This window comes from Xanthomonas sp. NCPPB 2922 (assembly GCF_041520885.1).
Lineage (GTDB): Bacteria > Pseudomonadota > Gammaproteobacteria > Xanthomonadales > Xanthomonadaceae > Xanthomonas > Xanthomonas campestris.
Window position 1 is genome coordinate 197713 of record NZ_JBGOFY010000006.1, and the last position, 24605, is coordinate 222317.

24 protein-coding genes are annotated in these 24605 nt (G+C 66.0%); 14 read left to right on the top strand and 10 right to left on the bottom strand.

Going from position 1 to position 24605, the window contains the following annotated elements:
• Window positions 1–124 precede the first annotated feature (124 nt).
• From lptD to ACD584_RS10050, 6 genes are all read left to right on the top strand, one after another.
• The gene (gene lptD, locus ACD584_RS10025; protein WP_076036357.1) at window positions 125–2566 is read left to right on the top strand and encodes an LPS-assembly protein LptD; all 2442 of its coding nucleotides are present in this window, start codon (window positions 125–127) and stop codon (window positions 2564–2566) included.
• Window positions 2563–3951 carry a peptidylprolyl isomerase gene (locus tag ACD584_RS10030; protein ID WP_076036358.1) on the top strand — a complete coding sequence of 463 codons (1389 nt, stop codon included), beginning with the start codon at window positions 2563–2565 and terminating at the stop codon, window positions 3949–3951. The genes lptD and ACD584_RS10030 overlap by 4 nt, the downstream gene beginning before the upstream one ends.
• 4 nt (window positions 3952–3955) lie before the next feature.
• Window positions 3956–4924: a 4-hydroxythreonine-4-phosphate dehydrogenase PdxA gene (pdxA, locus tag ACD584_RS10035; RefSeq protein ID WP_076037783.1), complete on the top strand. Its 969-nt coding sequence runs from the start codon at window positions 3956–3958 to the stop codon at window positions 4922–4924.
• A gap of 566 nt (window positions 4925–5490) precedes the next feature.
• A complete protein-coding gene (rsmA, locus tag ACD584_RS10040) occupies window positions 5491–6279 on the top strand; it encodes a 16S rRNA (adenine(1518)-N(6)/adenine(1519)-N(6))-dimethyltransferase RsmA (RefSeq protein WP_076036359.1) in 789 nt (262 codons plus the stop codon).
• A gap of 77 nt (window positions 6280–6356) precedes the next feature.
• Window positions 6357–6740: a Co2+/Mg2+ efflux protein ApaG gene (gene apaG / locus ACD584_RS10045; RefSeq protein ID WP_011036026.1), complete on the top strand. Its 384-nt coding sequence runs from the start codon at window positions 6357–6359 to the stop codon at window positions 6738–6740.
• 28 nt (window positions 6741–6768) lie between these two features.
• A complete protein-coding gene (locus ACD584_RS10050) occupies window positions 6769–7755 on the top strand; it encodes a symmetrical bis(5'-nucleosyl)-tetraphosphatase (protein ID WP_076036360.1) in 987 nt (328 codons plus the stop codon).
• 44 nt (window positions 7756–7799) lie between these two features.
• Here ACD584_RS10050 and ACD584_RS10055 read toward each other — a convergent pair whose 3' ends face one another.
• From ACD584_RS10055 to ACD584_RS10085, 7 genes are all read right to left on the bottom strand, one after another.
• Complete coding sequence (locus ACD584_RS10055; RefSeq protein WP_070691958.1) at window positions 7800–8294, bottom strand: dihydrofolate reductase; 495 nt, start codon at window positions 8292–8294, stop codon at window positions 7800–7802.
• Between the two features lie 72 nt (window positions 8295–8366).
• The gene (locus ACD584_RS10060) at window positions 8367–9161 is read right to left on the bottom strand and encodes a thymidylate synthase (protein WP_070691956.1); all 795 of its coding nucleotides are present in this window, start codon (window positions 9159–9161) and stop codon (window positions 8367–8369) included.
• Window positions 9158–10048: a prolipoprotein diacylglyceryl transferase gene (lgt, locus tag ACD584_RS10065; protein WP_070691954.1), complete on the bottom strand. Its 891-nt coding sequence runs from the start codon at window positions 10046–10048 to the stop codon at window positions 9158–9160. Before lgt ends, ACD584_RS10060 begins: the two co-directional genes overlap by 4 nt.
• A 54-nt stretch (window positions 10049–10102) precedes the next feature.
• On the bottom strand, window positions 10103–10594 hold the full coding sequence (locus ACD584_RS10070) for a TPM domain-containing protein (protein WP_057673201.1): 492 nt from the start codon (window positions 10592–10594) through the stop codon (window positions 10103–10105).
• A complete protein-coding gene (locus ACD584_RS10075) occupies window positions 10594–11499 on the bottom strand; it encodes a YgcG family protein (RefSeq protein ID WP_175611569.1) in 906 nt (301 codons plus the stop codon). The genes ACD584_RS10070 and ACD584_RS10075 overlap by 1 nt, the downstream gene beginning before the upstream one ends.
• 352 nt (window positions 11500–11851) lie before the next feature.
• Complete coding sequence (locus ACD584_RS10080; RefSeq protein WP_070691948.1) at window positions 11852–12475, bottom strand: LemA family protein; 624 nt, start codon at window positions 12473–12475, stop codon at window positions 11852–11854.
• A 115-nt stretch (window positions 12476–12590) separates the two neighbouring features.
• Complete coding sequence (locus ACD584_RS10085) at window positions 12591–12971, bottom strand: diacylglycerol kinase (protein ID WP_076036362.1); 381 nt, start codon at window positions 12969–12971, stop codon at window positions 12591–12593.
• A gap of 183 nt (window positions 12972–13154) precedes the next feature.
• Between ACD584_RS10085 and ACD584_RS10090 the strand changes: the two genes are divergently transcribed.
• Entirely contained in the window at window positions 13155–13856 is a 702-nt protein-coding gene (locus ACD584_RS10090) for an SGNH/GDSL hydrolase family protein (RefSeq protein WP_070691946.1), read from the top strand.
• A gap of 348 nt (window positions 13857–14204) precedes the next feature.
• Here ACD584_RS10090 and ACD584_RS10095 read toward each other — a convergent pair whose 3' ends face one another.
• The 3 genes from ACD584_RS10095 to ACD584_RS10105 all read right to left on the bottom strand — a co-directional run bounded on the left by ACD584_RS10095 (window position 14205) and on the right by ACD584_RS10105 (window position 17099).
• Complete coding sequence (locus tag ACD584_RS10095; protein ID WP_012439181.1) at window positions 14205–15476, bottom strand: HAMP domain-containing sensor histidine kinase; 1272 nt, start codon at window positions 15474–15476, stop codon at window positions 14205–14207.
• Window positions 15477–15617: 141 nt separating this feature from the next.
• The gene (locus tag ACD584_RS10100; RefSeq protein WP_014506728.1) at window positions 15618–16331 is read right to left on the bottom strand and encodes a response regulator transcription factor; all 714 of its coding nucleotides are present in this window, start codon (window positions 16329–16331) and stop codon (window positions 15618–15620) included.
• 99 nt (window positions 16332–16430) lie between these two features.
• On the bottom strand, window positions 16431–17099 hold the full coding sequence (locus ACD584_RS10105; protein WP_175611819.1) for an arylesterase: 669 nt from the start codon (window positions 17097–17099) through the stop codon (window positions 16431–16433).
• Between the two features lie 103 nt (window positions 17100–17202).
• Between ACD584_RS10105 and ACD584_RS10110 the strand changes: the two genes are divergently transcribed.
• From ACD584_RS10110 to ACD584_RS10140, 7 genes are all read left to right on the top strand, one after another.
• The gene (locus ACD584_RS10110) at window positions 17203–17811 is read left to right on the top strand and encodes an ABC transporter ATP-binding protein (protein WP_256267867.1); all 609 of its coding nucleotides are present in this window, start codon (window positions 17203–17205) and stop codon (window positions 17809–17811) included.
• Window positions 17808–20291, top strand: a complete 2484-nt coding sequence (locus ACD584_RS10115) for an ABC transporter permease (RefSeq protein ID WP_076036365.1) — start codon at window positions 17808–17810, stop codon at window positions 20289–20291. Before ACD584_RS10110 ends, ACD584_RS10115 begins: the two co-directional genes overlap by 4 nt.
• A gap of 168 nt (window positions 20292–20459) precedes the next feature.
• Window positions 20460–21362, top strand: a complete 903-nt coding sequence (locus ACD584_RS10120) for a TauD/TfdA family dioxygenase (protein WP_076036366.1) — start codon at window positions 20460–20462, stop codon at window positions 21360–21362.
• A 45-nt stretch (window positions 21363–21407) separates the two neighbouring features.
• A complete protein-coding gene (locus tag ACD584_RS10125; RefSeq protein ID WP_076036367.1) occupies window positions 21408–22451 on the top strand; it encodes an ABC transporter substrate-binding protein in 1044 nt (347 codons plus the stop codon).
• Between the two features lie 3 nt (window positions 22452–22454).
• Complete coding sequence (locus tag ACD584_RS10130; RefSeq protein ID WP_076036368.1) at window positions 22455–23294, top strand: ABC transporter ATP-binding protein; 840 nt, start codon at window positions 22455–22457, stop codon at window positions 23292–23294.
• Window positions 23291–24172 (top strand): ABC transporter permease, encoded by an 882-nt coding sequence (locus tag ACD584_RS10135; RefSeq protein WP_076036369.1) that lies wholly within the window; start codon window positions 23291–23293, stop codon window positions 24170–24172. Before ACD584_RS10130 ends, ACD584_RS10135 begins: the two co-directional genes overlap by 4 nt.
• A gap of 88 nt (window positions 24173–24260) precedes the next feature.
• Window positions 24261–24605: DMT family protein (locus ACD584_RS10140; protein ID WP_221284504.1), on the top strand; the 345-nt coding region annotated here is incomplete at its 3' end.

A 24605-nucleotide genomic window follows, 5' to 3' on the forward strand; every position in this document is an offset into this window, starting at 1 on the left:
CGTCCGAACTATTCCGAGACGGCCACTTTTGATCTTAAAAAAAGCCGCTGTCGTTCATCACCATTCATTGCTCATGCACGGATAATAGGGCAAGCTAGCTTCTGCTTTTCCTAATGATAGTCGCGTGCGCCGAGTCCTCCGCCTGCTGCCCCTGCCTTTGAGCATTGCCATTTGCCTCCCAGCCATGGCTGCCGACAAGCCGTTGAACTGGGGACTGTGCCCGGCCGTGGATCCGCTGCCCGGTTTCGACGGCGCCCCGGCCGCCGATGCCAAAGCCGCCGAGATGCGCCAACAGCTGCCCACCGATATCGAAGGCGATCAGCTGTCCGGCACCAGCACCACCCCGCAATACCAGGGCAACGTGGCGCTCAAGCGCGGCGACCAGTTCCTGGGTGCGGACAACCTGCGCATGGACACTGAGACCGGCAATTACATCGCCGAAGGCAACGTGCGCTATCAGGACACCTCCTTCCGCATGGTTGCAGACCGCGCCGAAGGCAATCAGGACACCGACGCCCACAAGGTCAGCAACATCCAGTACCAGTTGGTGGATCGCCGCGGTAATGGCGCGGCGGAATCGGTGGACCTGCAGGGCCAGGTCGGGCAGATGCACCGTTCGACCTATACCACCTGCGATCCCTCGCAGCCGATCTGGCGCGTTCGCGCGCCGGAGATCGACGTCGACAACGAAGAAGGCTTCGGTACCGCGCGCAACGCCGTGCTGCAGATCGGCAAGGTGCCGGTGCTGTACTTCCCGTGGTTCAAGTTTCCGATCGATGACCGTCGCATGACCGGCCTGCTGTTCCCGCAGTTCGGCCTGTCCGGCCGCAACGGCTTCGATTACCTGCAGCCGATCTACCTCAACCTGGCGCCGAATTACGACGCCACGCTGCTGCCACGCTACATGAGCAAGCGCGGTTTCATGTTCGGTACCGAATTCCGCTACCTGTACGACGGCGGCCGTGGCGAGATCACCGGCAACTATCTGCCCAACGACAAGTTGCGCGACAAAGACCGTGGCAGCGTCTTCTATAGCGGCTACCACAACGTCAACAGCAATTGGCAGGCGCGCAGCAGCATCTCCTGGGTCAGCGACACGCGCTACGTGGAAGATTTCACCAGCCGCATCAACGGCATGGGCTCGGCCTCCAGCCTGCAAAGCACCGTGGGCATCTACGGCACCGGCGAGACCTGGACCGCGGGCCTGATGGCTGACCGTTGGCAGCTCACCGACTACACACTGGATGAGCGAGCGTTACCTTACAACCGGCAGCCGCGCGCGTATTTCACCTGGGAAAAGCCGTTTGGCATTTTCGAGGCGGGCGTCTACGCCGAAGCCGTGCGTTTCACCCATGACGACTCCTACTTCGTCCAGCCTCCGAGCCCCAGCGCTCCAGGCGAAACAAACAACCGCGACGATAACGACGAGTACGTCCGTACCAACATCCGTAACCAGGAATACGGCAGCGGCTCACGCCTTGACCTCAAGCCTTATATCTCGATGCCTTTGTCCGGCGCAGCCTGGTTCTTTACTCCGACCGTGGCCTGGCGCTATACCGCGTACCAGCTGGATTCGACGCTGGCCAACACGGCGCCGCTGACCGGCGATCGCTCGCCCTCACGCAGCCTCCCGATCGCCTCGGTGGATGCCGGCCTGTATTTCGACCGCGAGACCTCGCTGTTCGGCACCAACTATCTCAATACGTTGGAGCCGCGCATGTACTACCTGTACGTGCCCTACCGCGACCAGGACGATCTGCCGGTCTTCGATACGCGTCCGTTTACTTTCAGCTATGGCCAGTTGTTCCGCGATTCGCGTTACACCGGCGCGGACCGTCAGAACGATGCCAACCAGCTGACCCTGGCGGTGACCTCGCGCTGGCTGCGCCAGGACGATGGTCGCGAGAAGTTGTCGTTGAGTGCAGGCCAGATCCTGTACTTCAACGATTCGCTGGTCACCATCAACAACAGCACCAACTCGGCGGCCGGTAGCGAGCAGACCATCGAACAGGGCAAGTCCGCCTGGGTGGCCGATGCCAACTACATGATCAACGACCGTTGGTCGATGGGCGCCACCTATCAGTGGAATCCCAACTCGCGTAAGGAAGATCTGGCCAGCCTGCGCACGCGTTATCTGCTCAACAACGACGGCATCATCAACCTGGCGTATCGCTACCGTCGCAACCTCATTGATGAAAGCGACCAGCTCAAGCAGGCCGACTTCTCCTTCCTGTATCCGATCAATCCCACCTGGAGTGCGGTTGGTCGGTATTACTACTCGCTGCTGGACCGCAAGCCGCTGGAAATCATCGGCGGCGTGCAGTGGGACAGCTGCTGCCTGGCGGTGCGCGCCCTGGTGCGCCGGTTCGTGCGCAACCGCGACGGCGAGATGGACAACTCCATCCAGTTTGAGTTCGTGCTCAAGGGCCTGAGCTCGTTTGGCCAGAACACGGACCGCACTTTGCGCCGTGCTATTCTCGGCTATTACCGCGACGACCTCTACCTGGTCCCGCCCAGCAACACCACGACTAATCCGGACGATTACGATCCGAACTTGATTCCATGACCAAGCCTTTCTCTGTACTCCTCGCCTCGCTGCTGGTGATCACCAGCACGGTCTCGCCGCTGGCCTCGGCACAGCAATCCCAGCCGCTGGATCGCATCGCTGCCATCGTGGATGAAGACGTGGTGCTGCAGAGCGAGCTTGATCGCGCTGTGCGCAACGTCAAGTCGCAATACGCCGGCCGCGACAACCAGCTGCCGCCGGACGACGTCCTGCAGCGGCAGGTGCTCGAGCGCCTGGTGTTGGTCAAGTTGCAGGTCGGTCGTGCCGAAGGCAGCGGTATCCGCGTCAGCGACGAGGAACTGAACCGCGCCATCGCCAGCATCGCCCAGCAGAACGGCACCTCCGTGGACGGGCTGCGCCAGAAGCTGGCGGCCGACGGCATGGGCTACGCCGATTTCCGCGCCTCGGTGCGCGATGAAATCATCGTGCAGCGCCTGCGCCAGAGCTTTGCGCAGAGCCGCATCAGCGTGAGCGAAGGCGAAGTGGACACCGCACTGGCCCAGCAGGCCACGACCGGTAGCCAGTACCACTTGGCGCATATCCTGGTCGGCCTGCCGGAAGGCGCCACGGCCGAACAGATTGCCACTGGCCAGAAGAAGGTCGACGGCGTCAAGGCATTGATCGACAAGGGCGAGCTGGACTTCTCCGCAGCTGCGGTGCGTTATTCGGATAGCCCGAATGCACTGGAAGGTGGCGACCTGGGCTGGCGCAGCCTGGACGAGATTCCCAACGCATTCGCCCAACTGATCCGCGACATGCAGCCTGGCCAGGTTGCCGGGCCGCTGCGTGGCCCCAGCGGTTTCCAGTTGCTCAAGCTGGTGGAAATGCGCGACGCCAATGCAGGCGGCGAAAAGAAGGTCGTCACCGAGTACAACGCACGGCACATCCTGGTGCGTATCGGCGACAACCAGACCGAAGCGCAGGCCAAGGCGAAGATCGACACGCTGCGTGCGCGCATCGTGGGCGGCGCTGATTTCCAGGCAACGGCGAAGGAGTCCTCCGAGGACACCAACAGCCGCGGTCAGGGTGGCGACCTGGGCTGGTTCCCAGCCGATGCGTTCGGCCCGGACTTCGGCAAGCAGGTTGAAGGCCTGACCGATGGCGCGGTGTCCGAGCCGTTCCGCACCCAGGCCGGCTGGCACATCGTGCAGCGTGTTGGTACGCGCCAGACCGATGTCAGCGCTGAAAATCAGCGCGCCCAGATCCGCGAGACGATCGGTCGTCGCAAGCTGGAAGAAGAGTACAACCGCTACCTTCAGGAACTGCGTGGCGAGGCGTTTGTGAGCTTCCGCACCGGCGACCGCGCCGATGCCGATGCCACCGCAGCGCCCGCACCAGCGGCTGCACCCGCTGCACCGACGCCGCCGGCCCAGCCGACGCGCTAAGCCGATGGTTTCCTCGCTCGCGCTGGTGCCAGGCGAGCCGGCCGGGATCGGGCCGGAACTATGTATCCGGCTCGCCCAGCAGCCGCGCTCGGATGCCCATCTGATCGCGTACGCCGATCCTGACACCCTGCACAGCGCCGCCAAGGCGCTGTGTTTGTCTGTCCGCCTGCTCGATCCCGACCAACGCGCACGCCTGCCCGGCGATCTGCCGCTGCATCCGGTCCGTCAGGCCACCCCTACTCGCTTCGGCACGCCCGATCCCGCCAATGCGGCCGCAGTGATTGCCGGCTTGCTGGGAGCGGCAGGCGACTGCCTGTCTGGCAAGCTGCAGGGCATCGTCACCGGCCCGGTGCACAAGGCCGTGATCAACGCCGGCGGCATTGCCTACACCGGCACCACCGAGTTGCTTGCTGCACAGGCCGGCTGCCCGGTGGTGATGATGCTGGCCAACAGCATCGTGCGGGTGGCGCTGGTGACCACTCACTTGCCACTGCGCGCGGTGCCGGAGGCGATCACCGCCGAGGCGCTGGCGCGCTGCCTGCGCATCACCGCCGCTGCCATGCAACGGGACTTCGGCCTGGAACATCCGCGCATCGCGGTGCTCGGTCTCAACCCGCATGCTGGCGAAGACGGGCTGCTCGGCCGCGAGGAACTGGACGTCATCATTCCGGTGCTCGATCAATTGCGTAGCGAAGGCATGCAGCTGATCGGCCCGCTGCCGGCCGACACCGCCTTCCTGCCGCAGAAGCTCACCGGCTTCGATGCGGTGGTGGCGATGTATCACGACCAGGGGCTGCCGGTGCTCAAGTACAGCGGATTCGAGCAGGCGGTGAACATCACCCTCGGCCTGCCCTACCCGCGCGTGGCGGTCGATCACGGCACCGCGCTGGAACTGGCCGGGCGCGGCGTGGCCGATCCCTCCAGCCTGCTTGCCGCGACGGCGCTTTGCGCACGCCTGGCTGGACGCAGCTGATTCGAAAGATCGGTGCCGCGCAGCGGCAGACCCGGTTCAGCACGTGAGCGAACGCCGCCGGGTCGGGAACGCGCTTCACCGCTACCACCAGCCATGCGTTTGTTGCTGTGCCACTCCGGTCTGAGGTCAAGGTGGCATTAGGGCCGAGGGTCATCGCGTTTGCAGGCGAGGCATCGCCGGCATGTTCAAGGCGATTTCGGTCAGCGGCCTTTACCGTGCGGACACCTGTGCGGAACGTGATGCACTGAATGTCAGGCACAGCCGCGCTCTACTTTCGCGTGTCGCAAACGCCGCACGCAAAGTGGCACACCGCGCCCTCCCGTATTGGATTGGCGATGTGTGCAGCGAACGCTCGCTTGTTAGAGAGCCGATTGCCACCTGCGCATACCTACATCGGCCAGTAGTTGGGGGTGGCACGTCTGTCGCCACGGATGCTGCTTTGGCGCTCACCCGCAACTGCGCGAATCAGCGCCAGGCCAAGGCCAACAGCGCCAAATCAATCAGCTCTTCGGTAGACGCACCAGGCGCGTGCCGCGGGCATGCCCGCGCTCCGTTAAACTCTGCGCATGAATTCCTCTTTCAGCGCACCGGCCAAGAAGTCGCTCGGCCAACACTTTCTTGCCGACCGGTATTACATCGACCGGATCGTCCAGGCAGTGGACCCGCGCCCCGGCCAGCATCTGGTCGAAATCGGCCCCGGCCAGGGCGCGATCACCTTTCCGCTGCTGCGCAAGCACGGCGCATTGACCGTGATCGAGTTCGACCGCGACTTGATTGCGCCGCTGACCGACGCCGCTGCACCGATCGGCCAGCTGCAGATCATCCACCGCGACGTGCTCGCCGTGGACTTCACCGCAGTGGCCGATTGCACCCCGATCCGCTTGGTCGGCAACCTGCCCTACAACATCTCCTCGCCGATCCTGTTCCATGCGCTGGACCATGCCGGCGCAGTGGCCGACATGCACTTCATGCTGCAAAAGGAAGTGGTCGACCGCATGGCGGCCGGCCCGGGCAGCAAGGTCTATGGCCGGCTGAGCGTGATGCTGCAGGCCTATTGCGAGGTGACCGCGCTGTTCGTGGTGCCGCCGGGCGCGTTCCGCCCGCCGCCCAAGGTGGACTCTGCGGTGGTGCGGCTGGTACCGCGCGATGCGGCCAGCGTGTTGATCAAGGACCGCAAGCGCTTTGCCGATGTGGTGCGCGCCGGCTTCGGGCAGCGCCGCAAGACCTTGCGCAACGCCCTGTCCACGGTCTGCGAGCCGGCGCATTTCGAGGCCGCCGGGGTGCGCCCGGACGCGCGCGCCGAGCAGCTGGATGTTGCCGATTTCATTCGTCTGGCCAATGTCGAGCTGGCTTGAATCACCGCGCCCGACGCGGCGCGAGACCGACCGCACGCACTCACCTCAAAGTACAGAACACCCTCTAAACTTTCCCCATGCAAGATGATCCGCGCTACCGGGTCGAGGTCGAGGTGTCACCACGCTTCCTCGCCCATCAATCGACTCCGGAAGAAGGCCGCTATGCCTTCGCTTACAGCATTCGCATCCAGAACGCCGGCGCCGTGCCAGCGCGCCTGATTGCGCGCCACTGGAAAATCACCGACGCCAACGGCCGCACCGAGCAGGTGGATGGCGAAGGCGTGGTCGGCGAGCAGCCGCGGTTGCGTCCGGGCGAGGCCTTCCACTACACCTCCGGTGTGCTGCTGGAAACCGAACAGGGGCAGATGCAGGGCTACTACGACATGGTGGCCGACGATGGCACCGAATTCACCGCGCCAATCGCCGCCTTCGTGCTGAGCGTGCCGAGGACGCTGCACTGATGGATGCTGCATTGAGGGAGCACGCGCGATGAGCGTCTGGGCAATTGGCGATCTGCAGGGTTGCTACGACATCACCCAGCAGCTGCTGGAAAAGATCCGGTTCGACCCGGCCCAGGACACGCTGTGGTTCTGCGGCGATCTGGTCAACCGCGGTGGGCAATCGCTGGAAACGCTGCGCCTGGTGCACTCGTTGCGCGCGCACAGCGTGGTGGTGCTTGGCAATCACGACCTGTCGCTGCTGGCGATCGGCGCGCGCTCGGAAGAAGAACAACGCAAGGTCAATCCGGATCTGCAGCGCATCGTGCTGGCAGAAGACCGCGACGTACTGCTCGACTGGCTGCGCATGCAGAAGCTGGCGCACGTGGACCGCGAGCTGGGCTGGATGATGATCCATGCCGGGCTAGCGCCCAAATGGACCACGCAGATGGCCGAAAAGCATGCGCGCGAAGTCGAGCAGCAGTTGCAGGGCGGTGGCTATCGCAAGCTGCTGCGCAACATGTACGGCGATCAGCCGGGCTGGTCGCCGGGCCTGAGCGGGTACGACCGCAGCCGCGCGATCATCAACCTGTTCACCCGCATGCGTTATTGCACGCCACGTGGGCGCATCGCCACCGACGACAAGGGCACACCCGGCACCCAGGCCCAGGGCCTGCACCCCTGGTTCGAAGTGCCGGGGCGGGTGGAGCGCGATCTCAAGATCGTCTGCGGCCACTGGTCGGCCCTGGGGCTGACCATCACCCAGGGCGTGCATGCCATCGATACCGGTGCGGTGTGGGGCGGCAAGCTCACCGCCTTGCAGCTGGATACCGACGAACTGCGCGTGGTGCAGGTGCCGGGTCGCGAGGTCACTGCGCCGGCAACGGCGCCGCGTGCACCGCGTCGCGCGCGCGAACGCCAGGGCCGGCAACGCGCACGCGGTGGGCGTGGTGGCGGCAATGGCAATGGCAATGGCAATGGCAATGGCGGCAATGCTGCTGCACCCGCTGCAGCGCCGGGCGACACGTCCCAGGAGTGAGCCCGTGCACGCGTCGGTGCCGCCGGCCCGACGCCAGGGGCCCATCAGCGGCGCTGGTAATCCACGAAACTGAAAGCGAAGGCGTGCCGCGCGTCTGCCGCATGCGCGCTGCGCTCGGCGGGCACCCACACCGCCGGATCGATCGGCGGGAAGTGCGTATCGGCGCCCTCGACGGCCGTGTCCACTTCGGTGACCGCCAGCAGATCGGCGCGCTCCATGGTCAGGCGGTACACCTCGCCTCCCCCGATCACGCACAGCTCCTGCGCACCTTCCTGCGCCGCGCGTTCGATCGCCTCGTCTACCGAGGCCACTGCATGCATGTCATCGAAGGGCACCTGCCCCGAGCGCGTCAGCACCAGATTCAGGCGCCCTGGCAGCGCACGGCCCAGTGACTGCGCAGTCTTGCGCCCCATCAGGATCGGCTTGCCCAGTGTCAGCGCCTTGAAGCGCTTCAGGTCATCGGGCAGCTTCCACGGCAGATCGTTGTCGCGGCCGATGGCGTGGTTGCGGTCGAAGGCGACGATGAGCGAGAGTTTCATGAGGGCAAAGACGTCCGTTCAAACAGAGCGTCAGCGTAGCGCAGCGCCTGTCGAGACCCTGCGCTGTCGTGCTCACACCGCCACTGGCGCCTTGATGGCCGGATGCGGGTCGTAGCCGTCGATGGCGATGTCCTCGAAGCGGAACGCGAACAGGTCGGTGACTTCGGGATTCAGGCGCAAGGTTGGCAACGCGCGCGGAGTGCGCGTCAGCTGCTCGCGGGCTTGTTCGAAGTGGTTCGCGTACAGATGCGCATCGCCCAGCGTGTGCACGAAGTCGCCCACGCCCAGGCCAGTGGCCTGCGCCACCATGTGGGTCAGCAACGCATAGCTGGCGATGTTGAACGGCACCCCCAGGAAGATGTCGCCGCTGCGTTGGTAGAGCTGGCAGCTGAGCTTGCCGTCCACCACGTAGAACTGGAATAGGCTATGGCAGGGCATCAAGGCCATTTGCGGCAACTCGCCGACATTCCAGGCACTGATCACCAGCCGGCGCGAGTCCGGGTTGCGCTTGATCTCGTCCACCAGCCACTGCATCTGGTCGATCTCGACGCCGTCCGGACCGGTCCAGCGTCGCCACTGCTTGCCGTAGACCGGGCCGAGGTCGCCGTTGGCATCGGCCCACTCGTCCCAGATGCGGACCTGGTTGTCTTTCAGGTACGCGATGTTGGTATCGCCCTGCAGGAACCACAGCAGCTCATGGATGATCGAGCGCAGGTGCAGCTTCTTGGTGGTGACCAGCGGAAAGCCAGCATTGAGGTCGAAGCGCATCTGCCAGCCGAACACGCTGCGCGTGCCGGTGCCGGTGCGATCGGACTTCTCGGCGCCGTACTCGAGCACGTGCTGCAGCAACTCCAGGTACGGCTTCACTTGGCCGCCTCCACACCTGCTGCAGCCGGCACCACCGGCTGCAGGACCGGCGCGCGGCGCGACAGCGCCAGCAGCACCAGGCCCACGCCGATCAACGGCAGGCTCAGGATCTGCCCCATCGTCAGCCAGTTGAAGGCCAGGTAGCCCAGCGGTGCATCCGGGACGCGGACGAACTCCACGATGAAGCGGAACACGCCATAAAGCAGCGCAAACAGTCCCGACACCGCATAGCGCGCGCGCGGCTTCATCGAGAAGGTCCACAACACCACGAACATCACCACGCCTTCGAGCGCGGCTTCATACAGCTGCGACGGATGCCGGGCGAAGCGGTCCAGCGCGCCGGCCGCGTACTGGGCCTGGAGTTGCGCGGGCGGCCAGTCAGCCAACTCCGGCGCATGCGGGAAGATCACGCCCCAGCCGGCCTGGGTGAACTTGCCCCACAACTCGCCGCCGACAAAATTGCCCAGCCTCCCGAAGCCCAGGCCCAACGGCACCAGGGGCGCGACAAAATCCATGACATCGAAGAAATGCAGGCGGTGCCGGCGCGTCCACAGGCCGCAGGCGATCAACACGCCCAGCAGCCCGCCGTGGAAGCTCATGCCGCCTTCCCACACCTTGAACAGGATCAGCGGGTTGGCCAGCAAGGTGTCGAAGGCATAGAACAACATGTAGCCGATGCGCCCGCCGAGCACTACGCCGAGCATGCCGTAGAACAACAGGTCGGAAAATCCGTCCATGTCCACGCCGGGCAGGCGACCGCGCAGGATGCGCGAGCGGCCCAGGGCCCAGGCGGAAAAGAACGCGGCCAAGTACATCAACCCGTACCAGTGCACCTGCACCGGGCCAAGCGAGAAGGCGATGGGGTCGATGGCGTGCAGATAGATCATGCGGACCGCGGATCACGAAAAAGCGAGGCCGCTATTCTGACATCTACGGCGTCCTCAGCCGAGGATGTGCGGCCGATTGGGCAGCTCGTCTTCATGCTGGGCCTGGGCAGCGGCCGGAAAATGCGCGCACAGCAGTTCGGTCACCGCCTCCACCCCGGCCAGCACGGCGGCCTCGTGCTGACCATCGCGCAAGAACTGCTGCATGCGTCGGCAGACCTCGGCCCAGGCCGCGTCCGGCACCAACGCACGCAGCCCACGGTCGGCCACCACTTCAATGGCATGGTCCGCTAATAGCAGATAGATCAGCACACCGTTGTTGGCTTCGGTATCCCAGGTGCGCAGCTGTGCGAACGCCTGCTCGGCACGTTGGCGAGCACCATGACCGCGCCAGAGCGCCGCCACCGACAGATCCGCCTCCACCGCCACCATCACCTGACCGGTGTGCAACTGCTCGCTGGCCGCGATCGCCGCGGCGATGCTGTCCATGCTGCGCGGCGGAAAGCTGCGGTGCGCCGAGGGCGCAAACATGTGTCTGATCCAGCGCATCACCAGCTCCCCGAGGCGCCACCGCCTCCCGACGACCCACCACCCCCGCCCCAGCCGCCACCGAACCCGCCGCCGCCAAAGCCACCGCCGCGCCCGCCACCACCGAAACCACCAAATCCGCCGCCCCAACCGCCACCACCAATGGAGCGGCCGCCCGAACCGGACGCCAGGCCAACGACCAATCCGGCCACCGCCGCGCCGATGCTGGCAAACACCAGTGAGGTCAGCAGCAACGCGGCCGCGCCGGCCGCTGCACCGCTCAGCACTCCGCGCACCGGCCGCGGCAATGCCCGCAGGAACACCCGCGCGATCAGCGCAACGAACACGCCGATGAACAGCGCCATGACCCAGCTACCGCTGTCGCTATCGCTCAGATCGGACGCATGCCCGCTTACCGGCGCGGGCAAGGCCTCGCCTTCGATCAGCCCGGCCAGCGTGGCGGTGGCGTCACGGATGCCGCCGCCGTAATCGCCCTCGCGGAACCGCGGCGCCAGGTATTCCTGGATGATGCGGTTGGCCACGATGTCGGGAATCGCCCCTTCCAGGCCGTAGCCTGGCTGAATCCTCACCCGGCGGTCGTCCTTGGCCACCAGCAGCAGCACGCCATCGTCCACGCCCTTGCGGCCAATCTTCCATTGATCGAACACGCGCTGGGTGTATTGCTCGATCGCCTCCGGCTGGGTGGTCGGCACGATCAGAATCTGCAACTGCGCGCCCTTGCGTTGCTGCAGGGCGATCGCCTGTTGTTCCAGCTGCTGGAGCTGGGTGGCATCCAGCGTGCCAGTGGTATCCACCACCGGCGAGCGCAACGGCGGGATGGCGGCCAGATCCTGCGCGACCACCGTGGCCGGCAGCAGTGCGCAGAGCAGCCACAGCATCCACAGGGCATATCGACGCTGGGGCATTACAGACTCCAAAGGGCGGCATTGCCCATCGACATAACTGCCACGTTTTCAGGCACATGGCGCATGAGGCCTGGCACCGCGCTGTCGAACAAGGCCGCATGCTGCGGCAGGCAATAGCGAGACAGAAACAGCGAGCCGTGCGTGGCGGCTGACCTGGTAACAGTGTTTGAACGAGCGCGTTCGTCGATGTGCCCACTACGAATTCGCGTAGCAGCGCGATGGGCATTGGCTTCACTGCACAGACCGATGACGCGATCCCTAGCCTCCACCAAAGCGCCACAAGTACTGCCAAGACCGGCCGGCCGCCTCATCGACGGCCCGCCATCTGCTCGCTGCCCACCACTGCGCCGCATTACTGCGCAGGCTGCGGTTGTTGCTGCTGCGGTGCCGGCTGCGTGCCGAAATTCACCTCTGGCGCGCGCGAAATCTGCGCCTCGTTTTCCACGCTGAAATTCGGCTTGGGCTGGTAGCCGAAGACCTTGGCGGTGATCACCTGCGGGAACGAGCGGATATAGGTGTTGTAGTCCTGCACGGTCTGGATATAGCGGCCGCGCGCCACGGTGATGCGGTTTTCGGTGCCTTCCAGCTGCACCTGCAGATCACGGAACGATTGGTCGGACTTGAGCTGCGGGTAGTTTTCGCTGACCACCAGCAAGCGCGACAGCGCACTGCCCAGTTCGCCCTGCGCCTGCTGGAAGCGCTTGAGCGAGGCCTCGTCGTCGGCGTTGACCTGGATCTGGCCCACCCGCGCGCGCGCGTTGGTCACTTCGGTCAGCACCTGACGCTCCTGCTGGGCATAGCCCTGCACGGTACGCACCAGGTTGGGAATCAGATCGGCGCGGCGCTGGTACTGGTTGAGCACCTCCGACCAGCCCGCTTTGACGCCCTCTTCCTTCTGCTGGATCGCGTTGTAGCCGCAGCCGGACAGCGAGGCGGTGAGGACCAGCAGCACCAGGGCGCGAATCAGGACGGGCATGCAGGCGATTCCATGACAAGGGACCGCGAGCATGCCACGGTGCCAGTCAAGCCGGCATGCACATCCCGGCATGCATGCGGCCAGCCGTTTCACAGCCACCGCCGCGCTGCCGCACTCAGAACAGCCGCGGCAGCAGGACCAGGCCCCAGCACAGCAACACGTTGATCAGCAGCACGAACACGGCGGCCGAGCCCATGTCCTTGGCGCGCCCGGCCAGCACGTGGTGTTCCGGGCCATACCGCTCGATCACCGCTTCGATGGCCGAGTTCAACAACTCTGCAGCCAGCACGATCAGCAATGGCGCAATCAGCGCGATGCGTTCCAGCTCCGAATTCCCCAGCCACAGCGCCAGCGGTGTCAGCAGCGCGGCCAGGCAGACTTCCAGGCGGAACGAGGATTCATGCAGCCACGCCGCACGCAGACCCTGCCACGACCACACCGCCGCCTTGAGCATCCGGCGCGGGCCGCGCGGCACGTGCCCCAGTTGATCGGCCATCCGTCAGCGCATCCGAACGCTGGTGCAGGACAAGGATTGGATCAGGGACATGGGGAAGCCGTAGCAGCGGAAAGTGCGAATCTTGCCACCGCGACGGTTCCGGCCGCCAGTCGCGCCCGGATTTGCCGCTGCAGCCGCGCTGCCGCACCATGCGCAGTCCGCTCCACGTTGACAGGTCTGCCGATGAAACAACTGCCCTTGCGCGCGCTGTTGTGCGCACTCGCCATTGCGTCCAGCCCCCTGCAGGCCGCCGCGCCGCCTGCCGCGCCCCAGGTGCCGGCACAGGTCTCCAATGCGGCATGGGAGCAGGACATGCAGCGCTTCGCGGCCAGCGATGCGCAGCAACCGCCGCCCAAGCACGGCATCGTGTTCGTCGGCAGTTCGTCGATTCGTTTCTGGGAAACGCTGGCGCAGGATTTCCCCGGCAAACCGGTGATCAACCGTGGCTTTGGCGGCTCGGAAGTGCGCGACAGCACCTGGTACGCCGACCGCATCGTGATTCCCTACGCGCCGCGCCAGGTGGTGTTGTATGCCGGCGACAACGACCTCAACAGCGGGCGCAGCCCGGAGCAGGTGCGCGACGATGTGGTGGCTTTCGTCACACGCATCCGCGCCGCACTTCCCGAGGCACGCATTGGCTATTTGTCGATCAAACCCAGCCCGTCGCGTGCACAGCTACTGCCGGCGATCATGCGCGCCAACCAGCTGATCAAGCAGGCATTGGCCAACGTGCCGCGGACCGACTACATCGACATCTATACGCAGATGCTGGATGCCACCGGCAAGCCGCGCCCGGAGCTGTTTCGCGAGGACATGCTGCATATGAAGCCGGAAGGGTACGCACTCTGGCGCAAAGCGGTGGCGCCGGTGCTGGAGCGCAAGTAACGCTGGTCTTCAGGCAGCGCCCCTTGCGAGGGGCGTTGCTGGAATGACTCGCTGTTCAGGTCCGCAATTTGGCGTTGAGGGCATGCATTACGCGCTAGGTATGCCTGAGCCACGCACAGCAACCGCTGCTTGCTCAACGCGCTGCATTTACTTCGTGCTTCGCACTTTCGAGTTACTCATCCGTTCAATGCGGACCTGCATGTCTGCCTCAGGCGCAGCACTGGCATAGCGCGAGTGGTTGCCCTGGGCGTGTCACTTTTTTCTGTAGCAACAGCTCGGCAACTAGCGCTGTAGCGATCGGCGAAAATTTGTCGCGGCTTCTGGCGACCCAGCAACAGACGCAACTCACTACGCAACAACAACCGCAACAGAAGTACCGACACCCGCCTCGCTATGCAACTCGATGCGCCAGCCGAAGCGATCGCACAGCCGGCGCACGATCGATAGCCCCAGCCCGGTGCCTTGCGGCCGGGTCGGGTCGGCGCGGAAGAACGGCTCGAATGCACGCGCACGCGCCTCTTCGCTCATGCCGATGCCGGTATCGCGCACCACGATGCGGTCCTGGGTGACTTCCACCTCGATGCTGCCGGTGTCGGTATAGGCACAGGCATTGCGCAGCAGGTTGCTGAGCACCACCCGCATCACCCGTGGCGGCGCAAACATCTGCAAGCTGCGGTCGCCCACCATGTGCAGCGAGACCGGCTTGTCGCCCAGCAGTTCGCGCGCATTGTCCACTTCCTCGCTGGCCAGCTCGGCCGCATCGAAACTTTCGCTCTGCGGGTCGATCTCGGCTTCGCGCGCCAGGATCAGGAAGGCATCGATCACCGCTTCCATGTCGCGTCCGGCGCGCTGGATGCGGCGCAGGCTGCGCTGCGTGCGCGGTGCCAGTTCTTCATCGGCCAGTGCCATGTCGCTGGCGACCCGGATCACCGTCAGCGGCGTACGCAATTCATGGCTGGCATCGCGGGTGAAGTTGCGTTCGCGCGCGACGTGGTCGCTGACGCGGCGGCCCAGCTCGTGCAAGGCAGCGGCGAGCTGCCGGGTCTCGCCCTGCATTTCCACCGGCAACCGCTCGGGCGAGAGCTCGTCCACATCGGGTTGGCGCGGATCCCACTGCGCCACGCGGCGCGCCAGCCAGGTCACCGGCGACACCAGCTGTTTGGAAAGACGGTAGGTGAACCACGACACGCCATAGATCGCCAGCAGCACCAGGATCGCCGGCACCACGCCGAACCACAGCGTCAGATGCGCCGCGCGCGAGCGCGGAAACACCAGGTACAGCCGCCCTTCCGGGCGCTGGTCGACGTACACCAGCGCATCGGCGGCGGCCACTTCACGGAAGCCGGGCGACAGCAGACGCAGCGACTGCGGCACATCATCACTCGCAGGGCCGGCAGGATCGAAATAGCCGCGGATGTTGCGTGTATCAGGCGGGCGATGATCGGGCGCGCTGCGGTACATGCGCCAGAAATGCACGGCCTCGTCGGCCAGCACGGTACGCACCAGGCTGTATTTTATGACCAGCGAGATCAAATAGCCGCCCAGCATGATCGCCAGGCTCGCCAGGACGACCTGCAACAAGAATGCGATGCGGATTTTTCGCGGGAGCCCGTGCGGCATTGCGGCATCCAGGAAGATCGCCGAAGTATAGGCAACACTTCCGTGAGCCCGTCGTGCAACCAACCGGCAGCACGCGGTGACGAGCGGCGCGTGGGCGCCTTGAGGAACAGCCGGCTGCCAGGCGGCAGCCGGCCAGCGACATCAGGCCATCGGCTGTGCGATGTCGGCAATGCGATAGCCGGCGCTCTGCACGGTGTGCAGCAGCGGGCGGTCGAACGGCTTGTCGATGATCTTGCGCAGGTTGTACAGATGGCTGCGCAAGGTGTCCGAGTCCGGCAGGCCGTTGCCCCAGATCTCGCGTTCGATTTCCTGACGCGTCACCACGCGCGGCGATTCGCGCATCAGGATGGTCAGCAGGCGCAGACCGATCGGCGACAGCTGCAGTTCGGTGCCGGCACGGGTGGCGCGCATGCTCACCGGATCCAGCACCAGGTCGGCGACCTTGAGTACTTCCGAACCCACCTGGCGGCGCTCGCGACGGATCAGCGCACGCAGGCGTGCTTCCAGTTCCTGGATCGCGAAGGGCTTGGTCAGGTAGTCGTCGGCGCCGAAGCCCAGACCGGTGAGCTTGTCGTCCAACGTGTCGCGTGCGGTCAGCATCAGCACCGGGGTCGACTTGCGTGCGTCGTTACGCAGGCGGCGGCAGACTTCGATACCGTCCAGGCGCGGCAGCATGAGGTCCAGCACCACCACGTCATAGCTGTTTTCGGCGGCCAGACGGTAGCCGTCCAGTCCGTCCACGGCATAGTCGACCTCGAAGCCGCGGCCTTCCAGGTACTCGCCGATCATTTCTGAGATATTGCGATTGTCTTCGACGACCAGCACGAGGCCGGACGTTTCCTTGGTCTGACGCATGGACTTTCCTCGGTCTTCAGCTTTGTGAAACATGCCGGATTGGCGGTGGAAATGGCGTGAAGACTTCGCGTCGGATTCGGGTCGCTCGAGGCCGCTTGCTCAAGGTTTGAGCAGTGGCTTCAGTGCTGGCCAGACCGTTTCCAGCACCTTGGGCTGTGCGGCGGCGGTGGGGTGCAGGCCGTCGGCCTGCATCAGGCCCGGTTGAAGGGCGACCTTCTCGAGAAAGAACGGCACCAGCGCGGTCTGGTATTGCTTGGACAGGTCGGCATAGGTCGCCTTCAGCCGCTCGCGATAGGCCGGGCCATAGTTGGGCGGCACATCGATGCCCAGCAGCAAGACCTTCGCGCCCGCCTGACGGCTGAGCTGGATCATCTTCTCCAGGTTGCCCTTGAGCTGGGCCGGCGTGAGGCCGCGCAAGGCATCGTTGCCACCCAACTCGATGACGACCACGCCGGGGCGGTGCTTTTGCAGCAGCCCAGGCAGCCGGGTCAAGGCGCCGGAGGTGGTTTCGCCGCTGATGCTGGCATTGACGACCGGCGATGGCGTCGCCATGTCACGCTTCAGGCGCTGGTCCAGCAGGGTGACCCAGCCGGACTGCACCGGGATGTTGTGCGCGGCGCTCAGGCTGTCACCCACCACCAGGATCGGCGCGGCAGTGGCCGGACTTTTGGCAGAGGCAATCCCCGGCGCAAGCAGGGAGAGTGTCAGCAGCCACAGGCTCATCACGCTGTACCGCAGTGTTCTTTCACGCATTCGGAGATTCCTCATCGACAGTCTGGCCCCCCACTCCAGCACCCGCACCGCCATCGACGTCCGCGAGGTCGGCAAGTCCGTCAGCGGACCGGAGGGAACACTCCACATCCTCGACAACATCAGCTTGACGGTCAGTGAAGGCGACAGTATCGCCATCGTCGGCGCCTCGGGGTCAGGCAAGACCACCCTGCTCGGCCTGCTCGCCGGGCTGGACCTGCCCAGCCGCGGCAGCATCGCGTTGGCCGGGCAGGACCTGGGCCAGCTCGACGAGGAGGCGCGCGCGGCCCTGCGCGCCCGCGAGGTGGGCTTCGTGTTCCAGAGCTTCCACCTGTTGCCAGCGCTGACGGCCGAAGAAAACATCGCACTGCCGTTGGAACTGGCCGGGCGCGAGGACCCGGCGCGGGTGCGCGAGGTGCTGCAGGCGGTCGGCCTGAGCGCGCGTGCGCGGCATTACCCACGCCAGCTCTCCGGCGGCGAGCAGCAACGCGTGGCGCTGGCGCGCGCGTTCGTGGCCAAGCCGCGCATTCTGTTTGCCGATGAACCCACCGGCAGCCTGGACCAGGCCACCGGCGCGCAGATCAGCGACCTGCTGTTCGCGCTCAATGCCACCAGCGAGACCACGCTGGTACTGGTCACCCACGACATGACCCTGGCGCAGCGCTGCCGTCACATCTACCGCATCGATGGCGGGCGCCTGCACGCACAGCAGCCCGGCGCGGCGGCATGAACGTCCTCAAACAGGCCGCACGTGCGGTGCGCCGCGAGTTCCTGGCCGGCGACCTGCTGACCGTCTTTGCCGCGCTGGTGCTGGGCGTGGCGGTGATGACCGCCGTGGGCACGTTGGTGGACCGCGTCACCCTGGCGCTGACATCCAGCGCAGCCGAGGTGCTGGGCGGCGACCTGGGGGTCACCGGGCGCCAGGAGATTCCCGCCTCCTTTGCCGACGAAGCGCAGCGGCGCGGGCTGCAGACCACCCGCCTGGTCAGCTTCCCCAGCGTGTTGTTCCATCGCGAGTCCAGCCAGATGGCCAACATTCGCGGCGTCGGCGCCGGGTATCCCCTGCGCGGCGAGCTGCTGGTGTCAAAGGACGCGGCCGGCACGCAAGCGCAGGCATCTTCGGCACCGCCGCCGGGCCAGGCCTATGCCGATCCGCGCCTGCTCGACGCGCTGGGCCTGCGCGTTGGCGAACAGCTGGAATTTGGCGCCGGCCATCTCACCATCACCGGCGTGTTGCGCGCCGAACCCGATGCCTCCGGCGAGCTGATGCAGCTGTCGCCGCCGTTGCTGGTCAACCGCGCAGATATCGATCGCGCCGGACTGCTCGGCCCGGGCAGCCGCGCCTCCTACCGGTTGATGTTCGCCGGTACGCCGCAAGCCATTGCCGACCTGCGCGCCTGGCTCAAGCCGCGCGCCAGCGAATACCGGCTGGTGGGCATCGAAGACACCCAGCGCGGCATGCGCGCCGCGTTCGACCGGGCCGGCCGTTTCCTGGCTCTGTCGGCGTTGCTGGCGGTATTGCTGTCGGGCGTGGCAACCGCGCTGGCGGCAAACCGGTTTGCGATGCGCCGCATCGACACCGTGGCCGTGCTGCGCTGCCTGGGTGCGCGCCAGCGCGACATCCTGGCGATGCTGTCGCTGCAGTTGCTGTTGACCGCGACCCCGGCCTGCCTGGTGGGCATCGGCCTGGGCATGCTGGCGCAGGAGGGCCTGGTGCAGGCGCTGGGCAGCCTGATCCCGAACCGGCTGCCACTGCCACAGGCCACCCCGGCCCTGGCGGGCGCTGGCATCGGTTTGGTGCTGCTGCTGGGCTTCGGGCTGCCGCCGCTGTTGCGGCTGCGCAATGTGCCGCCGATGCGCGTGCTCAACCGCAGCTTTGCCGCGGTGCCGCCGAGCTCCTTGCTGGTCTACGCCACTGCGTTGGCGGCGACCCTGGCGCTGACCGTCTATGCCACCGGCAACCTGGTGCTGGCCGGCTGGGTATTGGGCGGATTGGCGGCACTGGCCGTGGTGGCGATGCTGCTCGGCCTGGGCCTGCTGGCGGCGCTACGGCCGATCCAGCACCGCCTGCGCGGCGCCTGGAAGCTGGGCCTGGCCTCGCTGACCCGGCGCCGTGGGCTGAGCGTGGTGCAGCTGGTGGGGCTTTCGCTGTCGTTGTGCGCGCTGTTGCTGCTGGCCGTCGTCGGCCCCGGCCTGCTCGGGCAATGGCGCGACCGCCTGCCGGTGGACACGCCCAACTACTTCCTGATGAACATCCAGCCCGAGCAGACCGAACCGGTGCTGCAAACCTTGCGCAGCCTTGGCGTGGAAGGTGCAGCGGTGGAGCCGTTTTCGACCGGGCGCTTGGTGGCGATCAACGACAAGCCACCGCTGCGCGGCGATCGCGATCCGCAGGACGATGGCGACGGCGACAACCGCCCGGTGAACTTCTCCTGGCGGCATGCCTTTCCGCCGGCGAATACGCTATTGCAGGGGAAATTCTGGAGTGCCGACAGCACGGCGCCGGAAGCCTCGGTGGAAGAAGGCTGGGCGCAGCGCTACCAACTCAAGCTGGGCGACCGCATCACCTTGTTGTTGGGAGAACAACAGCGCAGCTTCACCGTGACCAGCATCCGCAAGGCCGATTGGGATTCGTTCCGGGTCAATTTCTTCCTGCTGCTCAACCAGGGCGCCGTGGGCGATGCGCCATACAACCTGATTTCCAGCTTCCACCTGCCGCCGGGCAACGCGCCCAAGCTGGCCACGCTCAGCCGCGATTACCCGAACATCTCGGTGCTGGATATCGACGCCATCCTGGGCCGGGTGCGCGAGGTGATTGATCAGGTGGCGCAGGCGGTGCAGTTGGTGATGGGCTTCAGCCTGCTGGCCGGCGTGCTGGTGTTGCTGGCGGCCTTGCAGGCCACCGCAGGCGAACGCCGTTACGACAGCGCCGTGCTGCGCACGCTGGGCGCACGGCGCGGCCAGTTGCGCGGTGCGGTGCTGGTGGAATTCGGTGCGTTGGGACTGCTGGCGGCGCTGTTGGCAGTCACGGCCGCGGCGGTGATCGGTGCAGTGGTCGGGCAGCAGGCGTTCGAGATCGCGCTGACTCCGGATTGGCCACGCCTGCTGATTGGCGGCGCGTTCGGCCTGGCGCTGAGCCTGCTCGCCGGTTGGTCCGGGACGCGGCGCATTTTGTCCACGCCACCGGCGTTGGCCTTACGCACGCAATAACACCCCGGCGGACACGGCCGCAACGCGTGCGTCCGCCGGCACTGCATATATCCGCAGCGCATGACGAAGTTGCCAATGGTTGGTTCGCAGCCTGGCAACGACTGCCTAGAGTGAGGTGTCTGGTCGCCGGCATGCCGGCGGCCCTTCATTGCCTCCGAGGTGTTCGTCATGGCCAGTGCCACATCCGCAGCGCGCGCGCCCAACCCGCACGGCCGCGCGTCTGGCGTGCAGATCGTGTCCTTCGATGCGCCCCTGGGTGCGGAGGTCATCGGCCTGGCGTTGTCGCAGCCGCTGGATGCAGACACGTTCGCGCGCATTCACCGCGCGCACCTGGACCACCACGTGCTGGTGTTCCGCGATCAACGCATTACCCCTGCGCAGCAGGTCGAATTCAGCCGGCGGTTCGGCCCGTTGCAGATCCATGTGCTGCGCAATTTCCAGCTGCGCGGGCATCCGGAAGTGCTGGTGGTCTCCAACATCAAGGAAAACGGCCAGCCCATCGGGCTTGGTGATGCCGGCCATTACTGGCACTCGGATCTGTCGTACAAGGAAACGCCCAGCCTGGGCTCGCTGCTGCACGCGCAGGAGCTTCCGGCCGAGGGTGGCGACACCTTGTTCGCCAATCAGCATCTTGCCTGGCAGACCCTGCCCGACGCACTCAAACGCGCGGTGGAAGGCCGGCAGGCCGAGCACAGTTATCTCGCCAAGTACGAGGAACTGCGTGCGCGCAATCCGTGGCGCCCGGCGTTGACTGCCGAGCAGATTGCCGAAGTCACACCGGTGCAGCATCCGATCGTGCGCACGCACCCGGAAACCGGCCGCAAGGCGCTGTTCGTCAGCGAACACTTCACCACCCGCATCGTCGGCTTGCCGGACGACGAAAGCCACGCGTTGCTGCAGGCGCTGTTTGACCACAGCACGCGCGACGCGCTGGTGTATCGCCACCGCTGGCAGCCGCACGACATGGTGTTCTGGGACAACCGCTCGGTGATGCATCTGGCGGCCGGCACGCCAGACCATCTGCGTCGCCGGCTCAATCGCACCACCATCGAAGGCGACGTGCCGTTCTGACCTGCACGCACGCCGTTTCCCTCCCCTTCCCCACTGGAGCGTCGCATGCGCTTGACCGTTGTTGGTGACGCCATTCCCCATCGCCGCAAGGCGCCCCGCCTGGCCTGGCTGCTGCTGGCCGCGTTGCCGCTGCTGCACAGCGCGCATGCGCACGCCGAAGGAAAGCTGCGCATCGCCAAGCAGTTCGGCATCGTGTATCTGCTGCTGGACGTGGCGCAGGACCAGAAACTCATCGAGCAGCAGGGCAAGGCCGCCGGCGTGGACATCGATGTGCAGTTCCTGCAGCTGTCGGGCGGCGCGGCCGTGAACGATGCCTTGCTCACCGGGTCGATCGACATCGCCGGTGCCGGCGTCGGCCCGTTGTTCACGATCTGGGACCGTACCCGTGGCCGCCAGAACGTGCGCGGCGTGGCGTCGCTGGGCAACTTTCCGTACTACCTGATCAGCAACAATCCGCGCATCAAGAGCATCGGCGACTTCACGCCACAGGACCGCATCGCGGTGCCGGCCACCGGCGTCTCGGTGCAGTCGCGCTTCCTGCAGCATGCCTCGCAACAGCGCTGGGGCGACAAGGGCACCCATCAGCTCGATCCGCTGCAGGTGGCGTTGCCGCATCCGGATGCGGCGGCGGCCATCATCCGTGGCCGGACCGAGATCACCGCGCACTTCGCCAGCCCGCCGTTTCAGGAACAGGAACTGGCGCGCAACCCGGCCGCGCATATCGTGACCAGCTCCTACGACATTGAAGGCGGCCCATCGTCGGCCACGGTGCTGTACGCCACCGAAAAATTCCGCCGCGACAACCCCAAGACCTATCGCGCCTTTGTGGCCGCGCTGGATCAGGCGGCGAAATTCGTCACCGCGCATCCGGAGCAGGCCGCCGAGATCTTCCTGCGCCGCAACGGCTCGGGCATCGACCGCGCGCTGGTGCTGCAGATCCTCAAGGACCCCAAGGTGCAGTTCACCGTGGTGCCGCAAAACACGCTGAAACTGGGCACCTTCATGCAGCGCAGCGGTGCGATCAAGCAGGCGCCTGCCAAGGTGGGCGACTACTTCTTCGACGACCCATTGATCAGGGGCGGGAGCTGAGTGATGACCACCGCCGCGCCACTGCTGCAGGTCGATAACGTCAGCCTGGAATACGCCTCCGCGCAGCGCGTGGTCCGTGCCACGCATCGGGTGCGTTTCGACGTGCACGCGGCGGATCGCTTCGTGCTGCTTGGTCCGTCGGGCTGCGGCAAATCCACCTTGCTCAAGGCGGTGGCCGGCTTCGTGACGCCGCGCGAAGGCCAGATTCGGCTGGATGGCGCAGCCGTCACCGGACCGGGGCCGGACCGGGTGGTGGTGTTCCAGGAGTTCGACCAACTGGCTCCCTGGAAGACCGTGCGCGAGAACGTGGTGTTCGGCCTGCGCGCCACCCGCACCCTATCGCGCGCCGAAGCACGTGAGCGCGCCGACGAGGGCCTTGCGCAGGTGGGATTGACCGGTTTTGCCGATGCCTACCCGCACACCTTGTCCGGCGGCATGAAGCAACGCGTCGCCATTGCACGTGCGCTGGCGATGCGCCCGCGCGTGCTGCTGATGGACGAACCGTTCGCCGCACTGGATGCGCTCACCCGTGCGCGCATGCAGGAGCAGGTGCTGGAGCTGTGGGAACAACTGCGCTTCACGCTGCTGTTCGTCACCCATTCCATCGAGGAAGCATTGGTGGTGGGCAACCGCGTGCTGCTGTTGTCGCCGCATCCTGGCCAGGTGCGGGCCGAACTCAACGCGCATGCGTTCGGCCCGCAGAGCGCCGGCAGAGTGGCGTTCCAGCAGACCGCGCAGCGCATTCACCGCCTGTTGTTCGATCTTCCCGATGCCGCCCTGGAGGATGCCAAGGTGGCGCCGCTGCGCAGGCCGGCCGTGCGTCAACGCGAGGCCTTGCCATGAGCACGCGCAGCACGGCGTTGCCAGCCACGCCGCCGGTGCGGCCGGAGTACGAGGTCGCGCTGCAGCCGCTGGATCCAGCGCTGCTGCAGGTACATGCTCGGCCGCGTTGGCAGGCGCCTGGCTGGTTGCGCAAGGCGCTGGTGCTGGCGGTGCTGGTGGCCGCCTGGTACGTGGCCGCACGCGTGGTGGCCGACGATCTGATGCTGCCAAGCCCGTGGCAGACCGCGCAGGCGTTCTACACCGGCCTGCTGTCGGGCGAATTGCTGCGCCGGGTCGGCACCTCGTTGCGGGTGCTGGCACAAGGCTACGTGGTGGGCGTGGTGCTGGCCTTCGTGCTGACCGCATTGGCCGCCTCCACGCGCTGGGGTCGCGATCTGCTGGGCACGCTGACGGCCATGTTCAATCCGCTGCCGGCGATCGCCTTGTTGCCGCTGGCGCTGCTGTGGTTTGGCCTGGGCCCCGGCAGCCTGGTGTTCGTGCTGGTGCATTCGGTGCTGTGGCCGCTGGCGCTGACCACCTACGCCGGGTTCCAGGCGGTGCCGGACACCCTGCGCATGGCTGGCCGCAACTACGGCCTGCGCGGCCCGCGCTACGTGGTGCAGTTGCTGATTCCCGCCGCCCTGCCGGCGATCCTGTCCGGGCTGAAGATCGGCTGGGCATTTGCCTGGCGCACCCTGATCGCCGCCGAGCTGGTGTTCGGTGCCACGTCCGGGCAAGGCGGACTGGGCTGGTACATTTTCCAGAACCGCAACGAGCTGTACACCGACCGCGTGTTCGCTGGCCTGGCCATGGTGATCGCGTTGGGGCTACTGGTAGAGGGCGTGGTGTTCCAGGCGATCGAACGACTGACCGTGCGCCGCTGGGGCATGCAACGCTGAACCCTGCTGTGGCCCAGGCCGGCATGGTCGCGTGCGCTTAACGAGGCTGGCTTATGCTGCCGGCCCCGTCCTGCCGCCGCCTGCCGTCATGCCTACCGCGCCCTTCACCGCCTACCTGTATCCGATCCTGCTGCTGCTCGCCAGCAACGTCTTCATGACCTTCGCGTGGTACGGGCATCTGAAGTACAAGAGCACGCCGCTGATGATCGCGATCCTGGTCAGCTGGGGCATCGCCTTCTTCGAATACTGCCTGCAGGTGCCGGGTAACCGCCTGGGCAGCGCCGTGTATTCCGCGCCGCAGCTCAAGGGCATGCAGGAAGTGATCACCCTGCTGGTGTTCGCCGGGTTCTCGACGTTCTACCTGGGCCAGTCGTTGAAGTGGAACCACTGGGCCGCGTTCGGGTTGATCCTGGTCGCAGCGTTCTTGATGTTC

Bases quoted from the DNA above. Each gene is read 5' to 3' on its own strand.
- ACD584_RS10030 (WP_076036358.1), top strand. From the start codon at position 2,563: ATGACCAAGCCTTTCTCTGTACTCCTCGCCTCGCTGCTGGTGATCACC.
- pdxA (WP_076037783.1), top strand. From the start codon at position 3,956: ATGGTTTCCTCGCTCGCGCTGGTGCCAGGCGAGCCGGCCGGGATCGGG.
- rsmA (WP_076036359.1), top strand. From the start codon at position 5,491: ATGAATTCCTCTTTCAGCGCACCGGCCAAGAAGTCGCTCGGCCAACAC.
- apaG (WP_011036026.1), top strand. From the start codon at position 6,357: ATGCAAGATGATCCGCGCTACCGGGTCGAGGTCGAGGTGTCACCACGC.
- ACD584_RS10050 (WP_076036360.1), top strand. From the start codon at position 6,769: ATGAGCGTCTGGGCAATTGGCGATCTGCAGGGTTGCTACGACATCACC.
- ACD584_RS10055 (WP_070691958.1), bottom strand. From the start codon at position 8,294: ATGAAACTCTCGCTCATCGTCGCCTTCGACCGCAACCACGCCATCGGC.
- lgt (WP_070691954.1), bottom strand. From the start codon at position 10,048: ATGATCTATCTGCACGCCATCGACCCCATCGCCTTCTCGCTTGGCCCG.
- ACD584_RS10070 (WP_057673201.1), bottom strand. From the start codon at position 10,594: ATGCGCTGGATCAGACACATGTTTGCGCCCTCGGCGCACCGCAGCTTT.
- ACD584_RS10075 (WP_175611569.1), bottom strand. From the start codon at position 11,499: ATGCCCCAGCGTCGATATGCCCTGTGGATGCTGTGGCTGCTCTGCGCA.
- ACD584_RS10080 (WP_070691948.1), bottom strand. From the start codon at position 12,475: ATGCCCGTCCTGATTCGCGCCCTGGTGCTGCTGGTCCTCACCGCCTCG.
- ACD584_RS10085 (WP_076036362.1), bottom strand. From the start codon at position 12,971: ATGGCCGATCAACTGGGGCACGTGCCGCGCGGCCCGCGCCGGATGCTC.
- ACD584_RS10090 (WP_070691946.1), top strand. From the start codon at position 13,155: ATGAAACAACTGCCCTTGCGCGCGCTGTTGTGCGCACTCGCCATTGCG.
- ACD584_RS10095 (WP_012439181.1), bottom strand. From the start codon at position 15,476: ATGCCGCACGGGCTCCCGCGAAAAATCCGCATCGCATTCTTGTTGCAG.
- ACD584_RS10100 (WP_014506728.1), bottom strand. From the start codon at position 16,331: ATGCGTCAGACCAAGGAAACGTCCGGCCTCGTGCTGGTCGTCGAAGAC.
- ACD584_RS10105 (WP_175611819.1), bottom strand. From the start codon at position 17,099: ATGAGGAATCTCCGAATGCGTGAAAGAACACTGCGGTACAGCGTGATG.
- ACD584_RS10115 (WP_076036365.1), top strand. From the start codon at position 17,808: ATGAACGTCCTCAAACAGGCCGCACGTGCGGTGCGCCGCGAGTTCCTG.
- ACD584_RS10120 (WP_076036366.1), top strand. From the start codon at position 20,460: ATGGCCAGTGCCACATCCGCAGCGCGCGCGCCCAACCCGCACGGCCGC.
- ACD584_RS10125 (WP_076036367.1), top strand. From the start codon at position 21,408: ATGCGCTTGACCGTTGTTGGTGACGCCATTCCCCATCGCCGCAAGGCG.
- ACD584_RS10130 (WP_076036368.1), top strand. From the start codon at position 22,455: ATGACCACCGCCGCGCCACTGCTGCAGGTCGATAACGTCAGCCTGGAA.
- ACD584_RS10135 (WP_076036369.1), top strand. From the start codon at position 23,291: ATGAGCACGCGCAGCACGGCGTTGCCAGCCACGCCGCCGGTGCGGCCG.